Source organism: Stenotrophomonas sp. SKA14 (assembly GCF_000158575.1).
Taxonomy (GTDB): Bacteria; Pseudomonadota; Gammaproteobacteria; order Xanthomonadales; family Xanthomonadaceae; genus Stenotrophomonas; species Stenotrophomonas forensis.
Genome location: NZ_DS999412.1, coordinates 5,002,109 through 5,017,753 on the forward strand (window position 1 = coordinate 5,002,109; position 15,645 = coordinate 5,017,753).

The 15,645-nt window shown below is 65.7% G+C and carries 13 protein-coding genes and 1 other annotated feature; of the genes, 4 read left to right on the forward strand and 9 right to left on the reverse strand.

Features of this window, described 5'->3' with window-relative positions; genetic code table 11:
- Positions 1-575 (reverse strand) — a sequence feature (16S ribosomal RNA rRNA prediction is too short).
- 519 nt (positions 576-1,094) lie between these two features.
- Positions 1,095-2,306, reverse strand: coding sequence for a tyrosine--tRNA ligase (gene tyrS / locus SSKA14_RS22835; RefSeq protein WP_008268090.1), 1,212 nt, complete (start codon positions 2,304-2,306; stop codon positions 1,095-1,097).
- A 166-nt stretch (positions 2,307-2,472) separates the two neighbouring features.
- Here tyrS and SSKA14_RS22840 point away from each other — a divergent pair, with 166 nt between their 5' ends.
- Entirely contained in the window at positions 2,473-3,945 is a 1,473-nt protein-coding gene (locus tag SSKA14_RS22840) for a peptidoglycan DD-metalloendopeptidase family protein (protein WP_040009159.1), read from the forward strand.
- A 65-nt stretch (positions 3,946-4,010) separates the two neighbouring features.
- Complete coding sequence (locus SSKA14_RS22845) at positions 4,011-5,138, forward strand: anhydro-N-acetylmuramic acid kinase (RefSeq protein ID WP_008265344.1); 1,128 nt, start codon at positions 4,011-4,013, stop codon at positions 5,136-5,138.
- 66 nt (positions 5,139-5,204) lie between these two features.
- On the opposite strand, the gene SSKA14_RS22850 is transcribed toward SSKA14_RS22845, so the two are convergent.
- From SSKA14_RS22850 to SSKA14_RS22865, 4 genes are all read right to left on the reverse strand, one after another.
- Complete coding sequence (locus tag SSKA14_RS22850; protein ID WP_008265520.1) at positions 5,205-5,435, reverse strand: hypothetical protein; 231 nt, start codon at positions 5,433-5,435, stop codon at positions 5,205-5,207.
- 77 nt (positions 5,436-5,512) lie between these two features.
- On the reverse strand, positions 5,513-6,817 hold the full coding sequence (locus tag SSKA14_RS22855; RefSeq protein ID WP_008268384.1) for an MFS transporter: 1,305 nt from the start codon (positions 6,815-6,817) through the stop codon (positions 5,513-5,515).
- Positions 6,814-7,620, reverse strand: a complete 807-nt coding sequence (locus SSKA14_RS22860; RefSeq protein ID WP_008265560.1) for an exodeoxyribonuclease III — start codon at positions 7,618-7,620, stop codon at positions 6,814-6,816. The genes SSKA14_RS22855 and SSKA14_RS22860 overlap by 4 nt, the downstream gene beginning before the upstream one ends.
- Positions 7,621-7,750: 130 nt before the next feature.
- On the reverse strand, positions 7,751-8,113 hold the full coding sequence (locus tag SSKA14_RS22865; RefSeq protein WP_157636013.1) for a hypothetical protein: 363 nt from the start codon (positions 8,111-8,113) through the stop codon (positions 7,751-7,753).
- Positions 8,114-8,494: 381 nt separating this feature from the next.
- On the opposite strand from SSKA14_RS22865, the gene SSKA14_RS22870 reads away from it, so the two are divergent.
- Entirely contained in the window at positions 8,495-8,764 is a 270-nt protein-coding gene (locus SSKA14_RS22870; protein WP_008267206.1) for a gp53, read from the forward strand.
- 5 nt (positions 8,765-8,769) lie between these two features.
- Here SSKA14_RS22870 and SSKA14_RS22875 read toward each other — a convergent pair whose 3' ends face one another.
- The gene (locus SSKA14_RS22875; RefSeq protein WP_050413392.1) at positions 8,770-9,273 is read right to left on the reverse strand and encodes a hypothetical protein; all 504 of its coding nucleotides are present in this window, start codon (positions 9,271-9,273) and stop codon (positions 8,770-8,772) included.
- 203 nt (positions 9,274-9,476) lie between these two features.
- Positions 9,477-10,409, reverse strand: coding sequence for an SOS response-associated peptidase family protein (locus SSKA14_RS22880; protein ID WP_008264795.1), 933 nt, complete (start codon positions 10,407-10,409; stop codon positions 9,477-9,479).
- A 127-nt stretch (positions 10,410-10,536) separates the two neighbouring features.
- On the opposite strand from SSKA14_RS22880, the gene SSKA14_RS22885 reads away from it, so the two are divergent.
- The gene (locus SSKA14_RS22885) at positions 10,537-10,794 is read left to right on the forward strand and encodes a hypothetical protein (protein WP_040009169.1); all 258 of its coding nucleotides are present in this window, start codon (positions 10,537-10,539) and stop codon (positions 10,792-10,794) included.
- Between the two features lie 59 nt (positions 10,795-10,853).
- Here SSKA14_RS22885 and SSKA14_RS22890 read toward each other — a convergent pair whose 3' ends face one another.
- Complete coding sequence (locus SSKA14_RS22890) at positions 10,854-11,216, reverse strand: hypothetical protein (RefSeq protein ID WP_008265038.1); 363 nt, start codon at positions 11,214-11,216, stop codon at positions 10,854-10,856.
- A 1-nt stretch (position 11,217) separates the two neighbouring features.
- The coding region (locus SSKA14_RS22895) for a host specificity factor TipJ family phage tail protein (protein WP_008266083.1) at positions 11,218-15,645 on the reverse strand (4,428 nt) is incomplete at its 5' end.

A 15,645-nucleotide genomic window follows, 5' to 3' on the forward strand; every position in this document is an offset into this window, starting at 1 on the left:
TTACGCCCAGTAATTCCGAGTAACGCTTGCACCCTTCGTATTACCGCGGCTGCTGGCACGAAGTTAGCCGGTGCTTATTCTTTGGGTACCGTCATCCCAACCAGGTATTAGCCGGCTGGATTTCTTTCCCAACAAAAGGGCTTTACAACCCGAAGGCCTTCTTCACCCACGCGGTATGGCTGGATCAGGCTTGCGCCCATTGTCCAATATTCCCCACTGCTGCCTCCCGTAGGAGTCTGGACCGTGTCTCAGTTCCAGTGTGGCTGATCATCCTCTCAGACCAGCTACGGATCGTCGCCTTGGTGGGCCTTTACCCCGCCAACTAGCTAATCCGACATCGGCTCATTCAATCGCGCAAGGTCCGAAGATCCCCTGCTTTCACCCGTAGGTCGTATGCGGTATTAGCGTAAGTTTCCCTACGTTATCCCCCACGAAAAAGTAGATTCCGATGTATTCCTCACCCGTCCGCCACTCGCCACCCGTAAGAGCAAGCTCTTACTGTGCTGCCGTTCGACTTGCATGTGTTAGGCCTACCGCCAGCGTTCACTCTGAGCCAGGATCAAACTCTTCACTTAAAACGACATGATCCGAAGATCAAAATTTAAAGCTGCAGATGATTGATTCTGGCAACGTATCGCTTGCTTTAAAACAATTAATAGTTGCTTGATCAAACGTCTGCAAGATGGACAATCATCCTTCCTGCAGGCGCCTTCACAAGATACCTGCGCATACTTTCAAAGATCATGGGAAGTGGCCTCAGCGCCGTTCCCGTGTGCTGCGAAGTTTCCTTCGTAGCGAGCCGCCCATTATGCCAGACTTTTTCAGTCCGTCAACACCTTCGTTCGATCATCTCGTTCGGCGGTGGTGGGCGCCCTGTTGTCGCTGAAGCCCCTTGGTGGCGACCCCTGCGACGGGGGAGGAGAAGTATGTCCCCATCTGGATCATTTGTGAAGGGGGTGTGGCGATTTTTTTCAACGGATGTTGCATCCGTTCATCCATCGCGCCCTTCGGAACGCGTCCGCGAAGAGCAGGAGCCGTCGAGCATGGCTCGACGCTACAAAGGAAGGGCCGGCTGGCGCCGGCCCTTCCTTATGTCAGGCGGCGACCAGGCGCACGCGGGCGAAGGTGCGCTTGCCGACCTGCAGCAGGCCTTCGAAGCCCGGCAGCAGCACCTGCTGGCCGTCCTCCACCACGTCACCGTCCACCTTGACCGCGCGCTCCTTGAGCTTGCGGTTGGCTTCGGAATTGCTCGGGGTCAGGCCGGCCGCAGTCAGCAGCGCGGCGATACGCAGGCCCTCGGCCGGGATCGCCACGTCCTGCAACGGCAGCTGGGTGATGTCGCCCTGCCCGGTCACCGCCGCTTCCCAGCCGGCAATGGCCTGCTCGGCGGCCGCAGCGTCGTGGAAGCGGGTCGCCAGCTCACGCGCCAGCCGCAGCTTGACCACGCGCGGGTTCAGGCCGCCCGTGGCCACCTGCTCACGCAGCTGCACGGCTTCGGCCTGGCTGATGTCGAAGGACAGCAGCTCGATCCAGCGCCACATCAGGGTGTCGTCCACCTTCATGGTCTTGGTGACGATGTCGATGGCCGGTTCGCTGATACCGATGTAGTTGCCCAGCGACTTGGACATCTTGTTGACGCCGTCCAAGCCTTCCAGCAGCGGCATGGTCAGCACCACCTGCGGCTTCTGGCCATGGTGCTCCTGCAGGCCGCGGCCCATCAGCAGGTTGAACTTCTGGTCGGTACCGCCCAGTTCGACGTCGGCCTCCAGGGCCACCGAGTCGTAGCCCTGCACCAGCGGGTACAGGAACTCGTGGATGGCGATGGACTGCTGGGCGGCGTAGCGCTTGGCGAAGTCGTCGCGCTCGAGCATGCGCGCCACGGTGTGCTGGCCGGCCAGGCGGATCATGTCGGCGGCGCCCATCTTGCCGAACCACTCCGAATTGAAGCGGACTTCGGTACGGCTGCGGTCGAGCACCTTGAACACCTGCTCCTCATAGGTGCGGGCGTTGGCCAGCACGTCCTCGCGGCTGAGCGGCTTGCGGGTCAGGCTCTTGCCCGACGGGTCGCCGATCATGCCGGTGAAGTCGCCGATCAGGAAGATGACCTGGTGGCCGAGGTCCTGGAACTGGCGCATCTTGTTCAGCAGCACCGTATGGCCCAGGTGCAGGTCGGGCGCGGTGGGGTCGAAGCCAGCCTTGATCCGCAGCGGGCGGCCTTCCTGCAGGCGCGCACGCAGATCCTCGAGCTTGAGGATCTCGTCGGCACCACGGCCGATCAGGGCAAGGGCTTCTTCAATCGAGGACACGTGACTACTCCCGGCAACGCCGATTCTTGTGTGGGGTGTTAAAGCAAAGTTAACCCGATTGGCTTCACAAAAGCCAATGGGCACAAGGGTTTGACGCGGTTTTCTCAGGTGTCTATGGTAACCGGCGTTTAGGCCCGCGCTCCCGGGCCGTCAGGAAAAATCGCCGATGCACAACTCCGAACAAGGGCGCGCACGCAAGCAGCGCTTCCAGGAACGCCTCCACGTCCTGCACGACAACGCCCTGCATCGGAAGCTCAGGCAACACCTTCCCGCCGCATTCAATGAACGCTGGACCCGGCGCCATTGGATGCATGCCAGCCTGTTTGCGACCATCGGCGCCCTGGTGGCGACGATCGTCCCCGGCTTCTCGCACACCATCGACGCGCCGTTCGCCGACAGCCACACCAGCCTGGCACTGCCGTTGCCCCCGTTGACCATGGCCCGCCAACAGCAGGTGCCGGGCGACAGCTGGCAGGTGCTGCGGGTGCAGCGCGGCCAGACCCTGAGTGACCTGTTCGACCAGGCCGGCATTCCGGCCAGCACCTTGCACCGGGTGCTGGATCATCCCGGCGCCCGCGAATCGCTGACCAAGCTGCGCCCCGGTACCGAGATCGCCTTCGACATGCCGCTCTCGGGCGACCTGCGCAGCATCCGCTTCGACCGTGATGGCGACAACCGGGTCGAGTTGAGCCTGGTCGGCGATGACATCAAGGAGAAGGTGACCAAGCGCGAGACCTCCACGCGTACGGTAGTCACCAGTGGTGAGATCACCAGTTCGCTGTATGCCGCCGCCCGCCGCGCCGGGCTGTCGCCGTCGGCGATCGCGACGATGACCGACGACATCTTCAAGTACGACATCGACTTCTCGAAGGACCTGCAGCCGGGCGACCGCTTCAGCGTGGTGATGGATGAAACCTGGCGCGAAGGCGAGAAGGTGGACACCAGCAAGATCCTGGCGGCGACCTTCACCACGGGTGGCAAGACCTATTCCGGCTTCCGCTTCGACCGCAACGGCAAGTCCGAGTACTACGACATCAACGGCCGCTCGCTGAAGAAGAGCTTCATCCGCATGCCGATCCCGTTCGCGCGGCTGAGCTCGACCTTCGGCGCGCGCAAGCATCCGGTGCTGGGCAAGATGCGGATGCACAAGGGCGTGGACTACGCCGCGCGCACCGGCACCCCGATCATGGCCGCCGGCGACGCCCGTGTGCAGTTCGCCGGTGTGCAGCGCGGCTACGGCAATGTGGTGATCCTCGACCACGGCCGTGGCCACACCACCCTGTACGGGCACATGTCGCGCTTTGCGAACATCAAGACCGGCCAGCGCGTGGCCCAGGGCACGGTGATCGGCTATGTCGGCTCGACCGGCCTGGCCACCGGCCCGCACCTGCACTACGAATTCCGCGTCAACGGCGAGCACCGCAACCCGCTGACGGTGACCATGCCGCCGCCGGAACCGTTGAAGGGCGCCGAACTGGTCGCCTTCCGCGCGCAGACCGCGCCGGCAATGGCGCGCATCCAGGGCATGGAGAAGCTGATCTACGCCGACGCCAGCCCGGCCCCGACCAGCCGCGACGAGGCCGCACCCGAGGTGGCCAGCGCCAAGGACAAGAGCAGCGCCGGCCGCAAGCGCGGCTGAGCCCCTGCGTTGACGAAGAAGGACGCGGCAGCCCAAGCTTGCCGCGTCCTTTTTTTATGCCTGCCATGAACACCACTGCCGACGCTGACGCCCCCCTGTACCTTGGCCTGATGTCGGGCACCAGCGCCGATGGCATCGACGCTGCCCTGGTGCAGTTCCCCACCACTGGCGGCTGCCGCTTCGTGCACGGGCTGACCACCCGCTGGGAGCCGGTGCTGCGCGCACGGCTGGTGGCACTGGGCGAAGGCGGTCCACTGGACTCGCTGGAGGAACTGGGCGAGCTGGATGCGCGGATCGCGATCAGCTTCGCCGACGCCGCCAACCAGCTGCTGGCCGAGGCGCGCGTGGACCCGGCGCAGGTGCGGGCGATCGGCTCGCATGGGCAGACCGTGCGCCATCGGCCGCTGGCCGACCCGGCCTTCACCGTGCAGCTGGGCGACGGCAACCGCATCGCCGAACTGACCGGGATCACCACGGTGTGCGACTTCCGCCGCCGCGACGTAGCGGCCGGGGGCCATGGCGCGCCGCTGATGCCGGCCTTCCACCTGGGCATGCTGGGCGCGGCCGATGAGGACCGCGCGGTGCTGAACCTGGGCGGCATCGCCAACCTGACCCTGATCCCGCGCGAAGGGGCAGTGCGTGGCTTCGATACCGGCCCGGCCAATGCACTGATGGATGCCTGGTGCCAGCGCCACACCGGCCGCACCTTCGATGCCGATGGGGCCTATGCCGCCAGCGGTGCGGTGGACGAAGGCCTGCTGGCCGGCTGGCGTTCGGAGCCCTGGTTTGACCTGCCGCCACCGAAGAGCACCGGCCGCGAACAGTTCCACCTGGCCTGGGCCGAGGCGCACATGGGTGAAGGCGAATACGCCGCTGCCGACGTGCAGGCCACCCTGCTGGAGCTGACCGTGGCGACGGTGGCCGATGCGCTGCTGGCGCAGCAGCCGCAGACCCGGCGCCTGCTGGTCTGTGGCGGCGGCGTGAGCAACCGGCAGCTGATGAAGCGGCTGGCGGCGCGGCTGCCAGAGGTGCAGGTGGAGTCCAGTGCGATGCACGGGCTGGACCCGGAGTACGTGGAGGCGATGGGGTTTGCGTGGCTGGCGCAGCGGACGATGGACGGGCTGGCCGGCAACCTGCCGAGCGTGACCGGGGCGAACGGGCCGCGGATTCTCGGGGCGATCCATCTGGCGTGAGGTGGTGCCATCCGCCGGGTGTGGCCCGGCGCTACCCCGTCGGCGCCATCCGCGCATGGCGTGGATCTACCGGAAGCCCTGCCCTGCGGGCAGGGCCTGCAGGGCGGCGATGGCATCGGACAGGGCGTCCACTTCGGGGTCACCGAAGCCGGAACGGACCTCCAGTTCACTGCTGAACAGGCCCTGCTCCAGCAAGGCCGCGCAGGTCTGTTCATGGGTCCAGCCGCGGGCAACCGCGACTCGACGGATACGGTCCAGCAGCAGCGGGTCCAGGTCCCGCAGCACAACGTCGGCCATGCTCACTTCCCCGTTCGCAAGGCACCGCCCCCTCGGCGCGTCGGGGCGATGATCCCGCAGACCGGGCGTACAGGCAATCAGGCGACCGGCGGCGGCCCGCGATCGACGATCCGCGGCCACAACCAGGCCAGCAGCAGCAGGGTCGGCACCACGGTGACCGAGCTGAGGATGAAGAACGTGCTGTAGGACGTGGCTTCAACGATGTAGCCAGAGACGCCGCCGACGAACTTGCCGGGCAGGTTGGCCAGCGAGACCAGCAGCGCGTACTGGGTAGCGGTGAAGTTGCGGTCGGTCAGCGACGACATGAAGGCCACCAGCACGGTGCCGGCAAAGCCCTGGAACAGGTTGTCGGCGCTGAGCGCGGCATAGAACGCCCACAGCTTGCCCGGGTTGTGCGCCATCAGCAGGAACGCCAGGTTGGACAGCGCCACGCCCAGCGCGGCCACCAGCAGCATGCGGCGGAAACCGAACGCGGCCACCGCGATGCCGCCCAGGAAGGCGCCGCCGATGCCCATCCACACGCCGAACAGCTTGGAGACGGTCGCGATGTCGGCCTTGTCGAACCCGGAGTCGAGGTAGAACGGCCCGGCCATCACGCCGATGACCTGGTCGGGGAACTTGAACAGCCCGACGAAGGCCAGCAGCACCAGCGCCAGCGCCACGCCGTTGCGGCTGAAGAAGCTGGTGATGGGCTGGACGAACGCTTCGGCGACATCGATGCGGCGCTGCACGGTCGTGGCCGGACGTTCCGGTTCGGCACACAGCAGGGTGGTGACGATCGGCAGCAGCATCAGTGCCGCCATGGCCAGATAGGCCACGATCCAGCCTTCGAACTGGGCCAGGTACAGCGCGCCGGCACCGGCCAGGATCAGGCCGATCCGGTAACCCAGCGTATAGGTGGCGGCCAGCGCGGCCTGCGCCGCCTGCGGTGCGATCTCGATGCGGTAGGCGTCGACGGCCGAGTCCTGGGTGGCACCGGCGAACGAGGCCACCAGCACCCAGGCCACCAACGGCCAGACGCCCTGCTCGGGACGCACGAAGGCCAGCGCGACCAGGCCGACCAGGACCAGCGCCTGCGACACCAGCAGCCACGAGCGGCGGCGGCCAAGCCCACCGAGCAGCGGGAAGGCGTAGCGATCCAGCAGGGGCGCCCACAGGAACTTCAGCAGGTAGAAGAAGCTGGCCAGGCTGATCAGGCCGATGCTGCCCAGGTCCAGGCCGACGTCGCGCAGGCGCGTGGACAGGGTCTGCGAGGCGATCAGCAGGAACGGCAGGCCGCTGCCGAAGCCGAGCATGGCCATGGTCAGCGCCGACGGGGTGCCAAAGGCGCGCTTGATGCCCGCCCAGCCCTTGTAGCTGACCGGCGTGGCGGCCTCGGTCACAGGTCGTAGTCCACGATGAACGGCGCGTGGTCGGAGAAGCGCTCGTCGCGATAGATCGAGCAGCTGCGCAGGCGGTCACGCAGGCCCGGGGTGATGAACTGGTAGTCGATGCGCCAACCGACATTGTTGGCGCGGGCGGCGCCGCGGTTGCTCCACCAGGTGTAGTCCTCGCCGGTGGGGTTGAGCAGGCGGTAGGCATCGGCCCAGCCGCGGCCGGCGGCGACATCGGTGGCCTGGCCGTGGTCGGCGCACAGGGCGTTGAGCCAGTCGCGCTCTTCCGGCAGGCAGCCGGAGTTCTTCTGGTTGGACTTCCAGTTCTTGATGTCCAGCGCCGAACGGACGATGTTCCAGTCGCCGCACAGCACGTAGTCGCGGCCGCTGCGCGCCCATTCTTCGAGGATCGGCCGCAGCCATTCCATCACTTCGAACTTGAAACCCTGGCGCAGGTCGCCCGAGCTGCCGGACGGGATATAGAAGGAGACCACGCTGAGGTTGCCGTAGCGCGCCTCGATGTAGCGGCCTTCGTCGTCGAACGGGGCCCAGCCCAGCGAGGTGATGACCTGGTCCGGCTCGCGCTTGCTGTAGATCGCCACGCCGCTGTAGCCCTTCTTGGTGATGGCGTCGCGGTAGAAGCAGTGGTGGCCGTCCGGGCGGAACATCGGGTCGGTCAGCTGGTCTTCCTGGGCCTTGGTCTCCTGGATGCACAGGACGTCTGCGTCCTGGGCGCGGAACCAATCAAGGAAGCCCTTGGTTGCGGCGGAACGGATGCCATTGGCGTTGAAACTGATGATGCGAAAAGTCACAGTAACCTATTGTTCTTAAAGGAGGTCTATTGGGCTTCGTGCCTTCCGTACCAACACCAGTACCAACTATTTAAGGCGCTGCGTACCAACACATTGCGTCGGCAAGCCTACTTCCGGCTGTGCCCCAATGCTACCGATCGGAGGCCACCCGGGCGACGAAGTAATCGGGCTTCCCGGCCATGCCCCACTGGCGGACGGCGGTACGCACCAGCTCCTTCGCGTCCATGGCATCCACCGGGCAGGTCCCGCTGTGGACGTAATAGTCGACCCAGCCATAGTCGTTCAGGGGCTCTACGTCACAGGATAGGTGCAGCAGGAACTCGGCATCCTCCCGTTCGGAATCCACGGGTCCTATCCCAAGCTCCTCTCTCAGCTCGTGGGCCAGGCGCTGGGCATGCGTCCTCATCGTGTCAACTACCACAATCCCATGATTCAGCAAGTCCTCTGCAATCGAGGAAGTCGAGCGCGGAGAGCGCAACACGGGAATTCTCATGAAGCCGCCTGTGCTGTGAAAGAACCTTGATCTTGCTCCGGCCCAATCGCACCGCTTGAGATTTGGCGGGCGGTGGGTAATAGACGGATGTTAAGCCAGGCGGGGTTCCCACGGCCTACCGAACCATGAGCTTCGGAGACCGGCACTGTAGGATGGGAAGACCGTCTATTACCCACCCAAGGTAAGTGGCGCCTACCCCATCCACCCGAATGGCGGATCCTGGTGGGCCTTGGCCAGCCGGTTCCCCCGGACCTTCTCCTGCCATGCCAGGATCTTGGCCACATCCTCTCGCAGCCTGTCCTCGTGCCTGGCCAGCCACAGCTCGGCCCCTGCCCGGCCTTGTTCGTAGCTGCTGCACCAGCGGAACGGCCCGCCGGGGCCATGGCGTGGGCCGAACTGCAGGACGGCGTAAAAGCGCTGGACTATGACGCGCGGACCAAGGCCCGCCAGCTGGTGGCCGACACCTTCGAGCGCATCTCGATCTACCACCGCGGAGCCGAGCCGGAACAGACGCGGTCTTGGAAGGGCACCATAGACTTGGTGCTGGTCGCTAAGCGCGGCAGCGCGCGCCTCCTGCATGTGGACCGACAGACAGGTGAATGGCGAGGGGGAGAAGAGATCCGAGACCTGCCGGATGATCCAACGCAGTAAACGGGTTATACGCCCCGACGTAACTGCTGCAGCCCTGCCCTCACCCACGCTTTGCGGCCGTCCTTCGGGCGGGGTTTCGGCGGCGGCGGCTTGGCAGGCTCCAACGCTTCTCTGACCCGCGCCGTGGCGGTGGCGGTCGCCTCGGCCAGGCGGCGCGCCTGTTGCTGCTGCTCGCGAGTCGGCGGCAAGCCGGGCAGTGGCGGCTCCGGCTGGATCGGCGTGTTGTCGGTCAGGCGCTCCACCGCCTCTCGCAGGGGGAGACCCTGGTACAGCCTGGCCGCGCACCAGCGCTCTGCGTAGCGCTTGCCCTGAGACGCACTGGCGGCGAAGACCTTCTTGGTCTGCGATATCTTTCGCGCATCCAAGTGCACCCGGACACCGCGCCCGGGTGCCGGCGTGACGTTGGCAACAGAACGCCCGTTCCACCACAGATCCCAGCGGTCCCCCGTCTGGACCCAGCCAGACGGGATAGGTGCGGTGCGGAAGCCTTGGTAGGTCGCAGAGATCATGGCCGGGAGGATACGTCCGGCAGTCGCAGATCCTGCGAACGCGGCGGCAACCTGCCTGAATCGTTCGGAATCAGTGCCGGCGCGGCGCTGCTCAAGCGCCCCCGGGTTGAGCTGCCTGCGGCCCCGGATCCGGCAAGGTTAGGATGCCCACTCCACCCCGCCGGCGCCATCGGGCAACCTCGCGGCGTTGCCTCGGCGTTCCCCTACGCCGCCAGCCGATGCTCGTAGAACGGGTGCCGCTTGTCATCAAAGATCCGGTAGAGCGCGGCCAGGTCGGTCGCGTCCGGGTTCAGCCACGCGTCGACGTGCTCGGGCTTGATGTTGATGATGGTCCGGTCGTGACCAGCCGCAGCCACCTCGGGCTCCGGGTCATCGGTGATGGCGGCGAACGACAGGAGGTCGGGTTCTTTCCCCGCGGGGTCCGTCCAGTGCGACCACAGGCATGCCACCAGCATCGGCTCACCGGTGCGCGGGGTGAACTGCACCACCTGGTTCTTCCCGTCTGGCCCCTCCACGTTCTCGTAGAAGGTGTCGACCACCAGCAGGCCATGAGTGTGGCCGAAGGCCGGCGCCCAGAACCTCTCCAGGCTGTCGCGGCGGGCGTTGTAGGTGCCCGGGTAGCGCTGATCGTAGTTCGCCGGCTTCCCCGCGAGGCGGCACTGGTAACGCATGGGCTTGATGATCAGCTTGCCGCCGTCGGACACGATCACCGGGGCGTAGACGCCGGGGAAGATGCGGCTGTCGCGGTCTTTGGGTTCCGTGCGTTTCAGGTCGGCCAGCTTCGCCAGGGCGCGATCGATCTTGTTGCCGGCGATCCGCACGTCCTCCCGGGCCTTCTTCGTCTCCCTTACCTGCAGGGCCCGCTCGGCGTCGGCCAGGCGCTTGCGGTTGGCGAACAGCTCCTGCTCCAGAACCGCGGCCTCGGCGCGGTTCCACTGCTCTACCTCCGCCCACACCGCCAGCTCCGCCGGGCTCGCGCCGGCGCGGAAGGCGTCATCCATCGCCTTCGGGGTCTTCGGCCGCTTCTTCCCCGGGTCGTGTGCGTACAGCGCTGCGAACTCCTGCAGCGACAGCGTGGCGCCGGTCATCCGGACCAGCTTCTGGTAGGCGGCGGTGATCTGGGCGGAGTAGCACATGGCGCCATCTGGCAGCAGCGGCCGTTGCGGCGATGTGAGGGCATCCCCCCTCAGTGTCGTCAATCACTCTTGTCAAACACCTAAACCGCCGTGACCCTGAGTTCGCATCGACAGGAGACAGAATCCAATGCGGACAGCGCCCCAATCGACCAGTCCTCACCGGGCATGGCCCAAGCTGCAAGGCACCGGACAGCCGATCCTCTATCAAGCGCTCGTAGCGCTCTCCCTGGTGATGGCCGCAGGCGCCATGCTCTATCTCCCCGAGCAGCTGAAAGGCGTCGCCATGATCGACGGCGCCGTCTACGTGGCGGTGATGGCGAGGATTCTGCAGGCGCAGAGTCAGCACCGGGCCTTCGAGCGCCTGCTATCCACTCGCGGTCGATAACCTTCTCGCCTGAGCCCCAGCGCCCCAGCGCCACGTAGCCGTCCACCGCCCGCCGACGGCTACGTGGCCCCACCATCCCCCAGCGGCGCTGTAACCACCGCTGCAGGCGAGGTCGCCGCCTCCCAGACCCGGTCCGTTGCTGCCTTGATCAGCGCCATGAGCTTCCAGCCAGGCACCACCTCCTGCTCGCCAGTCACCGGGTGGGTGATGGTGTACTCGCGATCGATCAAGGTCTGGATTCGCGCCGGGATGGTGCGGTCGTACTCCCGACTGTTCACATGGTTCGCGACCGGGTCCCAATCCACCCGGTCGAAGTTGAACAGTACCGGGCCATCGTTGTTTCGGAAATCCCACTGAACCTCGATCCGGGTCGCCAACATCTCGACCCGGTTGCTGTTGCTCTCGGAAAGAATCGGTGACATCTCATTGCTCCACGGAAATGATGCCCAGCGTCTGATTGATCACCACGCCGACCGTACCGCCGCTCGCCGTGCCGGTGGCCACGTTGCGGGTGACGATGATGGCGCGGTAGGTGAATTGCTCGGTGCCCGGGGTGTTGTCGGTGAAGGTGTGCGAGCCTGCCATGCGCGAGATCAGCTGCGACGGGCCACCCTGCTCGTTCAGCACCTCATAGTTACCCGTGACGTTGAAGTTGGTGATGAACTGCTCGGCGCCGTTTCCGACCTTGCGGTAGATCGCGATGGTTGCGTTCACCGGCCCGGAAACCCCGGTCCACCGGCCCGTGTGCGCCGTGTCGGTCTTGGTCATGTCGTAGCTGACCACGACGTTCTTGGCGCGCCCCAGGGTCGAGAAAGGCCCGTTGACGATCTCGGCGTTGCCGTTGGTCGAGGTGGTCTGCACCGCGTTCTTGAGCACGCCGGCCGACAGGCTGCCGCCGAAGTAGCCACTGCCCTGGTTGTCGATCCAGAACAGGGCATTCGCCTTGCTGGCATTGGCCGGGTTGGAACCAATACCGAACCACATCATCAGGTCGTTGGACACGCCGAACGGCTTGCCGTGCACCATCATGTAGGCCCCAGATCGGGTGACCCAGCGGCCGCCTTCGAACGTCGTGCTACCAGTGTTGTTTGGATCAACGATGCCGAATCGATCGGCAACGAAGTCGATCCGACCGATGGTGCCGTTGTTGACAGACGTCATGCCGATGGCTCGGCCGTTGACGTCCAGTGCCCAGGTGTAGGACGCCTGCAGCTGGCTCTGCCCATTCTCCAGCTGCGTGGCGCGCACCGACAGCGCCTGGGTAGCGCTAGCACTAGCCGCCTCGGACACCGTCCTCCGCTTCGCACTCAAGTCCTGCCAGAACGCATAGCCACTGGCTCCGCTGAAGAGCACACCGCGCACATAGGAGGCGCCCGTCGGCACCGGCACTGAAGCGGCGACCCCGTAGCGCCACCCTGAGCCACCGGGACAGTAGATGGGATAGACATGGCTGACGGTCCCGCCAACTGCGTCTATGAAGTGCAATGCAAAGTAGCTGCCTGTCCCAGCAGGCATATAGCCGCCGTAGCAATCTGCACGCAAGTCGATGATCTCGTCCGGCGAGCATGGGACGGCATCCGCAATGCCACCTTCATAGCCGTTGTTTGTAGCAACGCGCAGCACATACCCAGACGAGTGTCCCGGATCAGACTGGACGAGCCCTGTTTGCCACGCTCCAACGCCAGTGCTCGCCGTGAAACGTCCCGTGCGGATAATTTCCAGGGGAGAACCGGAGAGCTTCGCATTCACCTGTGTCAGCGCTTGCGATTGCGCGTCAATGCGCCCCTTCTGGACGCCCAGCTCGCTGCTCAACAGCTGAACCGAGCCTGTTGACGCCTTCCCTTCCAAGGCCGCATTGGTCGTATTGATCCGCTCTCCCAGAGCCTCATCGCGAGTGACGCTGGCTCGCTCGACGGCCGTAACGCTGGCCTTGCTCGCCTTGTCACCCAAGGCCGCATTGGTGCTGTCGAGGCGCAGGCCCAGAGCTGCGTCCGCCTCAGCCAGAGCCTTTACCTCGCTGGAAACCTGCCCGGTGCTGGCAGCCTGGCCACCATCGGCCGGGAGCTTCGCCACCACGGCGTCCACCCGCGTGACCTCTGCCGCAATGTCGCTGGCATTCTTCGTGGACATGCTGATGGCCGCCGCCAGCGCATCGCCCACCGAGGTGTAGTCGCCGATGGCCTCCCACACCGCCGGGGCGGTGCCCGGCTCCACATCGACGTTCTCGGCCAGTGCCCGATACAGAGTCCCATCGTGGCGCACGAAGTCACCGGCCGGGTAGGTCGTGCCGGCCGCCCATTCGTCGGCGCCGACAATGTCCTCCAGGATGCCGTTGAGCGCGGCGACCTGCTCGTCGGTGTACTGACGCGCCTTGCCCACGGCCTCGTTGATCGCAGCCAGATCGCCGGCCAGTCGATCAATGATCTCCTGCCCTACCCGCTGGTTGGCCCGCTCCGCCTCTTCCCAGGTCTCCTGCAGCTGCTCGCCGAGGTTGTTCCCCAACGTCTTGACCACCACACGCATGCCGGTGGAGAGTTCGCCCGAGGTGTTCACGCTGCGGCAGGCGAACGTCCAATCGCCCGACTCGGGGATAACGGCTTCGAACGGCGCCGTGTGGTAGCCCGTCTCGCCTACCGGCGTCATCGCATTCCAGTCCGGGCTCATGTCCTTCCCCGGCATGTAGCGAATCTCGACGCCGGCAAAGTCCGCCGATCGCGTCGTGTCGCCCAGCCAGCCCCAGGTGTACAGCCGCACACCGCCGCTGCGCTCTTCCACGTCGAACAGGTCAACCAGCACCGGCGGCACGTCCGCACCGTGCGTGGCATAGGTCACCGTCACCGCCACGCCAGCCTGCCCGTCCGGGCTGTAGGGCCGCACGGTGATCGGGTATACGCCTGCGCGCGGAATGCGCCAGGTGGCCGAGCGCGTGGTGGTCGAGGCGACCTGCTCCAGCTCCGAATTCTGGTCCAGGTCCGACAACACGCGGATCTCGCCCACCGGCCCGGTGATATCGAACGAGGCCTGCAGCTCGGAAAACACCGTGTCGCCCTGCACCACCTGGCGCTCGGTGATCCGCAGGTTGCTGGCCACCGGCCGGGTGCCCAGCTGGGAGCCGTTCTCCGGCGGGATGTACTCGCCGGTCTTCACGTAGTGCCAGTACTCCGGGCCCTCGGCCACCACGTCGACCGCGGCGCCCTTTAGATCGTTCTCCGGCTGGATGCCCACCACGCGCACGCGGTAGCCCGGCGTCTGCTTGAAATCGTAGATCCAGATCGTGTCCCATGCCGGGTTGCTGTCGCTGTTGCCCGGCAGCTCGGCATCGGTCGGCCAAGGGTCGGCCAGCTGCAGCTGGTCGCTTTCTCCGGTGAACGGGCGAACCCGCAGGACGCGGTACACCCGCTCGCCCGGGATGCGCAGGCCGATGTAAGCGCTGCCCTGCGCCGGGGCAGGCACCGGCACGTCGAGCTGCAGTGTCACGGCGCGCCCCGGCCCCATCGATGCAAACAGGACCTGACCGCCGAAGCCCCATTGCGTCAGGTCGTGCTGCAACGCCAGCACCGACATGCGGCCGTAGGCCAGATGCTCGATATCGGTGCTGTAGCTGATCGACTTGTACTGGTACAGGCTCTGCGCCAGGTGCCACCGGGCCAGCATTGCGGCATGCGCCTCGCTGGTGACGCCCTCTCCGGTCACCTGTGCCGGATTGAGCATGGTGGTCACGCCTGGCGCAGGCACGCGCAGGGTCTTGGCCTCCCACGTGGCACGGTCCAGGTAGCTGTATTCGATGCCGTCGGCGCCGTTGGCCAAGGTGTACTCGACCTGGAACTGCCCCTTCTTGATCGTGGCCATATTGACCACGCCCGACAGCGGCTGCTCATCGGCGGCCCACACCACGGCCAGTCGACCCTTCGGCCACGCGATCTGGCCGAAGCCTGCCAGCGCGATCGCGTCCATCACAGCCTGGTGGTTTCGCTTCTCGGCCACCTGATAGTCGTAAGTGAAGCCATTGGCCGCGCAGTGCAGCATGAAGGCCTTTAGCGCCTCCACGTCGATCTGGCTGTCGGGCAGGCCCATGCCGGCAATCCGAACGCCCGCCGGCGACTTGATGCCGCGGGCGTAAGCCAGGATCTGTGCGCCCGGGTTGCTGCTTTCTTCGGTGACCCAGCCGATGGCGTCGCCCTTCCACACCGGGATCGGGAAGGAATGCGCCACGCAGCGCAACTCGTCGGGGCTGCCGTTGAGCTGCCCGGAGGCCTTCATGCGGATGCCGATACGCGGGATGCCGTCATAAGTGGCCGTGTCAGGCAGCACACTGACGAGGTTGGTCCAGCTGAAGCTGGCCTGCGCATTGCTCCCGTCGGTGTTCAGACCCGCAGTCCGCACTCGCACTTCGTACTGACCGGGCGGGACATCGAGGCCATAGGTCGCACGGCGGGACTTCTGCGTCCGGCCGGCCACGGTGTAGTTGCCGAACGCGCGCCATCCGCTCTCGCCCACCGCCCGGTACTGGATCTGGATCTGTTCGCGGTTCTCGTAGTCGCGGCCCTTCTTGTCCGCATCGAAGATGCGGAAATCCATGTTCACCTGCAGCCGGATCGCACCCGCCGAGCTGGTGCGCTGGACCCAATTGCTGGGTGTGTGCTTGGGATCGCTGCTGGTGTCCAGGATCACGCCACCGTCGACGCTGCCAGAGTTGCTGTACAGCGGGATGGCCTCATCCGGCATGCCCGGGAAGCCGCTGTGCCAGACCTGCACCCCCTCGTAGCTGCTCAGCAGGGCGTCACCGTTGTACAGCTCGTCCACGCGGGCCACGTTGAGCCCCGGCGTCAGCACCAGCGACAGGTACTGCTC

Bases quoted from the DNA above. Each gene is read 5' to 3' on its own strand.
- SSKA14_RS22865 (WP_157636013.1), bottom strand. From the start codon at position 8,113: ATGAGAATTCCCGTGTTGCGCTCTCCGCGCTCGACTTCCTCGATTGCA.
- SSKA14_RS22870 (WP_008267206.1), top strand. From the start codon at position 8,495: ATGGCGTGGGCCGAACTGCAGGACGGCGTAAAAGCGCTGGACTATGAC.
- SSKA14_RS22875 (WP_050413392.1), bottom strand. From the start codon at position 9,273: ATGATCTCTGCGACCTACCAAGGCTTCCGCACCGCACCTATCCCGTCT.
- SSKA14_RS22850 (WP_008265520.1), bottom strand. From the start codon at position 5,435: ATGGCCGACGTTGTGCTGCGGGACCTGGACCCGCTGCTGCTGGACCGT.
- SSKA14_RS22890 (WP_008265038.1), bottom strand. From the start codon at position 11,216: ATGTCACCGATTCTTTCCGAGAGCAACAGCAACCGGGTCGAGATGTTG.
- SSKA14_RS22845 (WP_008265344.1), top strand. From the start codon at position 4,011: ATGAACACCACTGCCGACGCTGACGCCCCCCTGTACCTTGGCCTGATG.
- SSKA14_RS22885 (WP_040009169.1), top strand. From the start codon at position 10,537: ATGCGGACAGCGCCCCAATCGACCAGTCCTCACCGGGCATGGCCCAAG.
- SSKA14_RS22840 (WP_040009159.1), top strand. From the start codon at position 2,473: ATGCACAACTCCGAACAAGGGCGCGCACGCAAGCAGCGCTTCCAGGAA.
- SSKA14_RS22880 (WP_008264795.1), bottom strand. From the start codon at position 10,409: ATGTGCTACTCCGCCCAGATCACCGCCGCCTACCAGAAGCTGGTCCGG.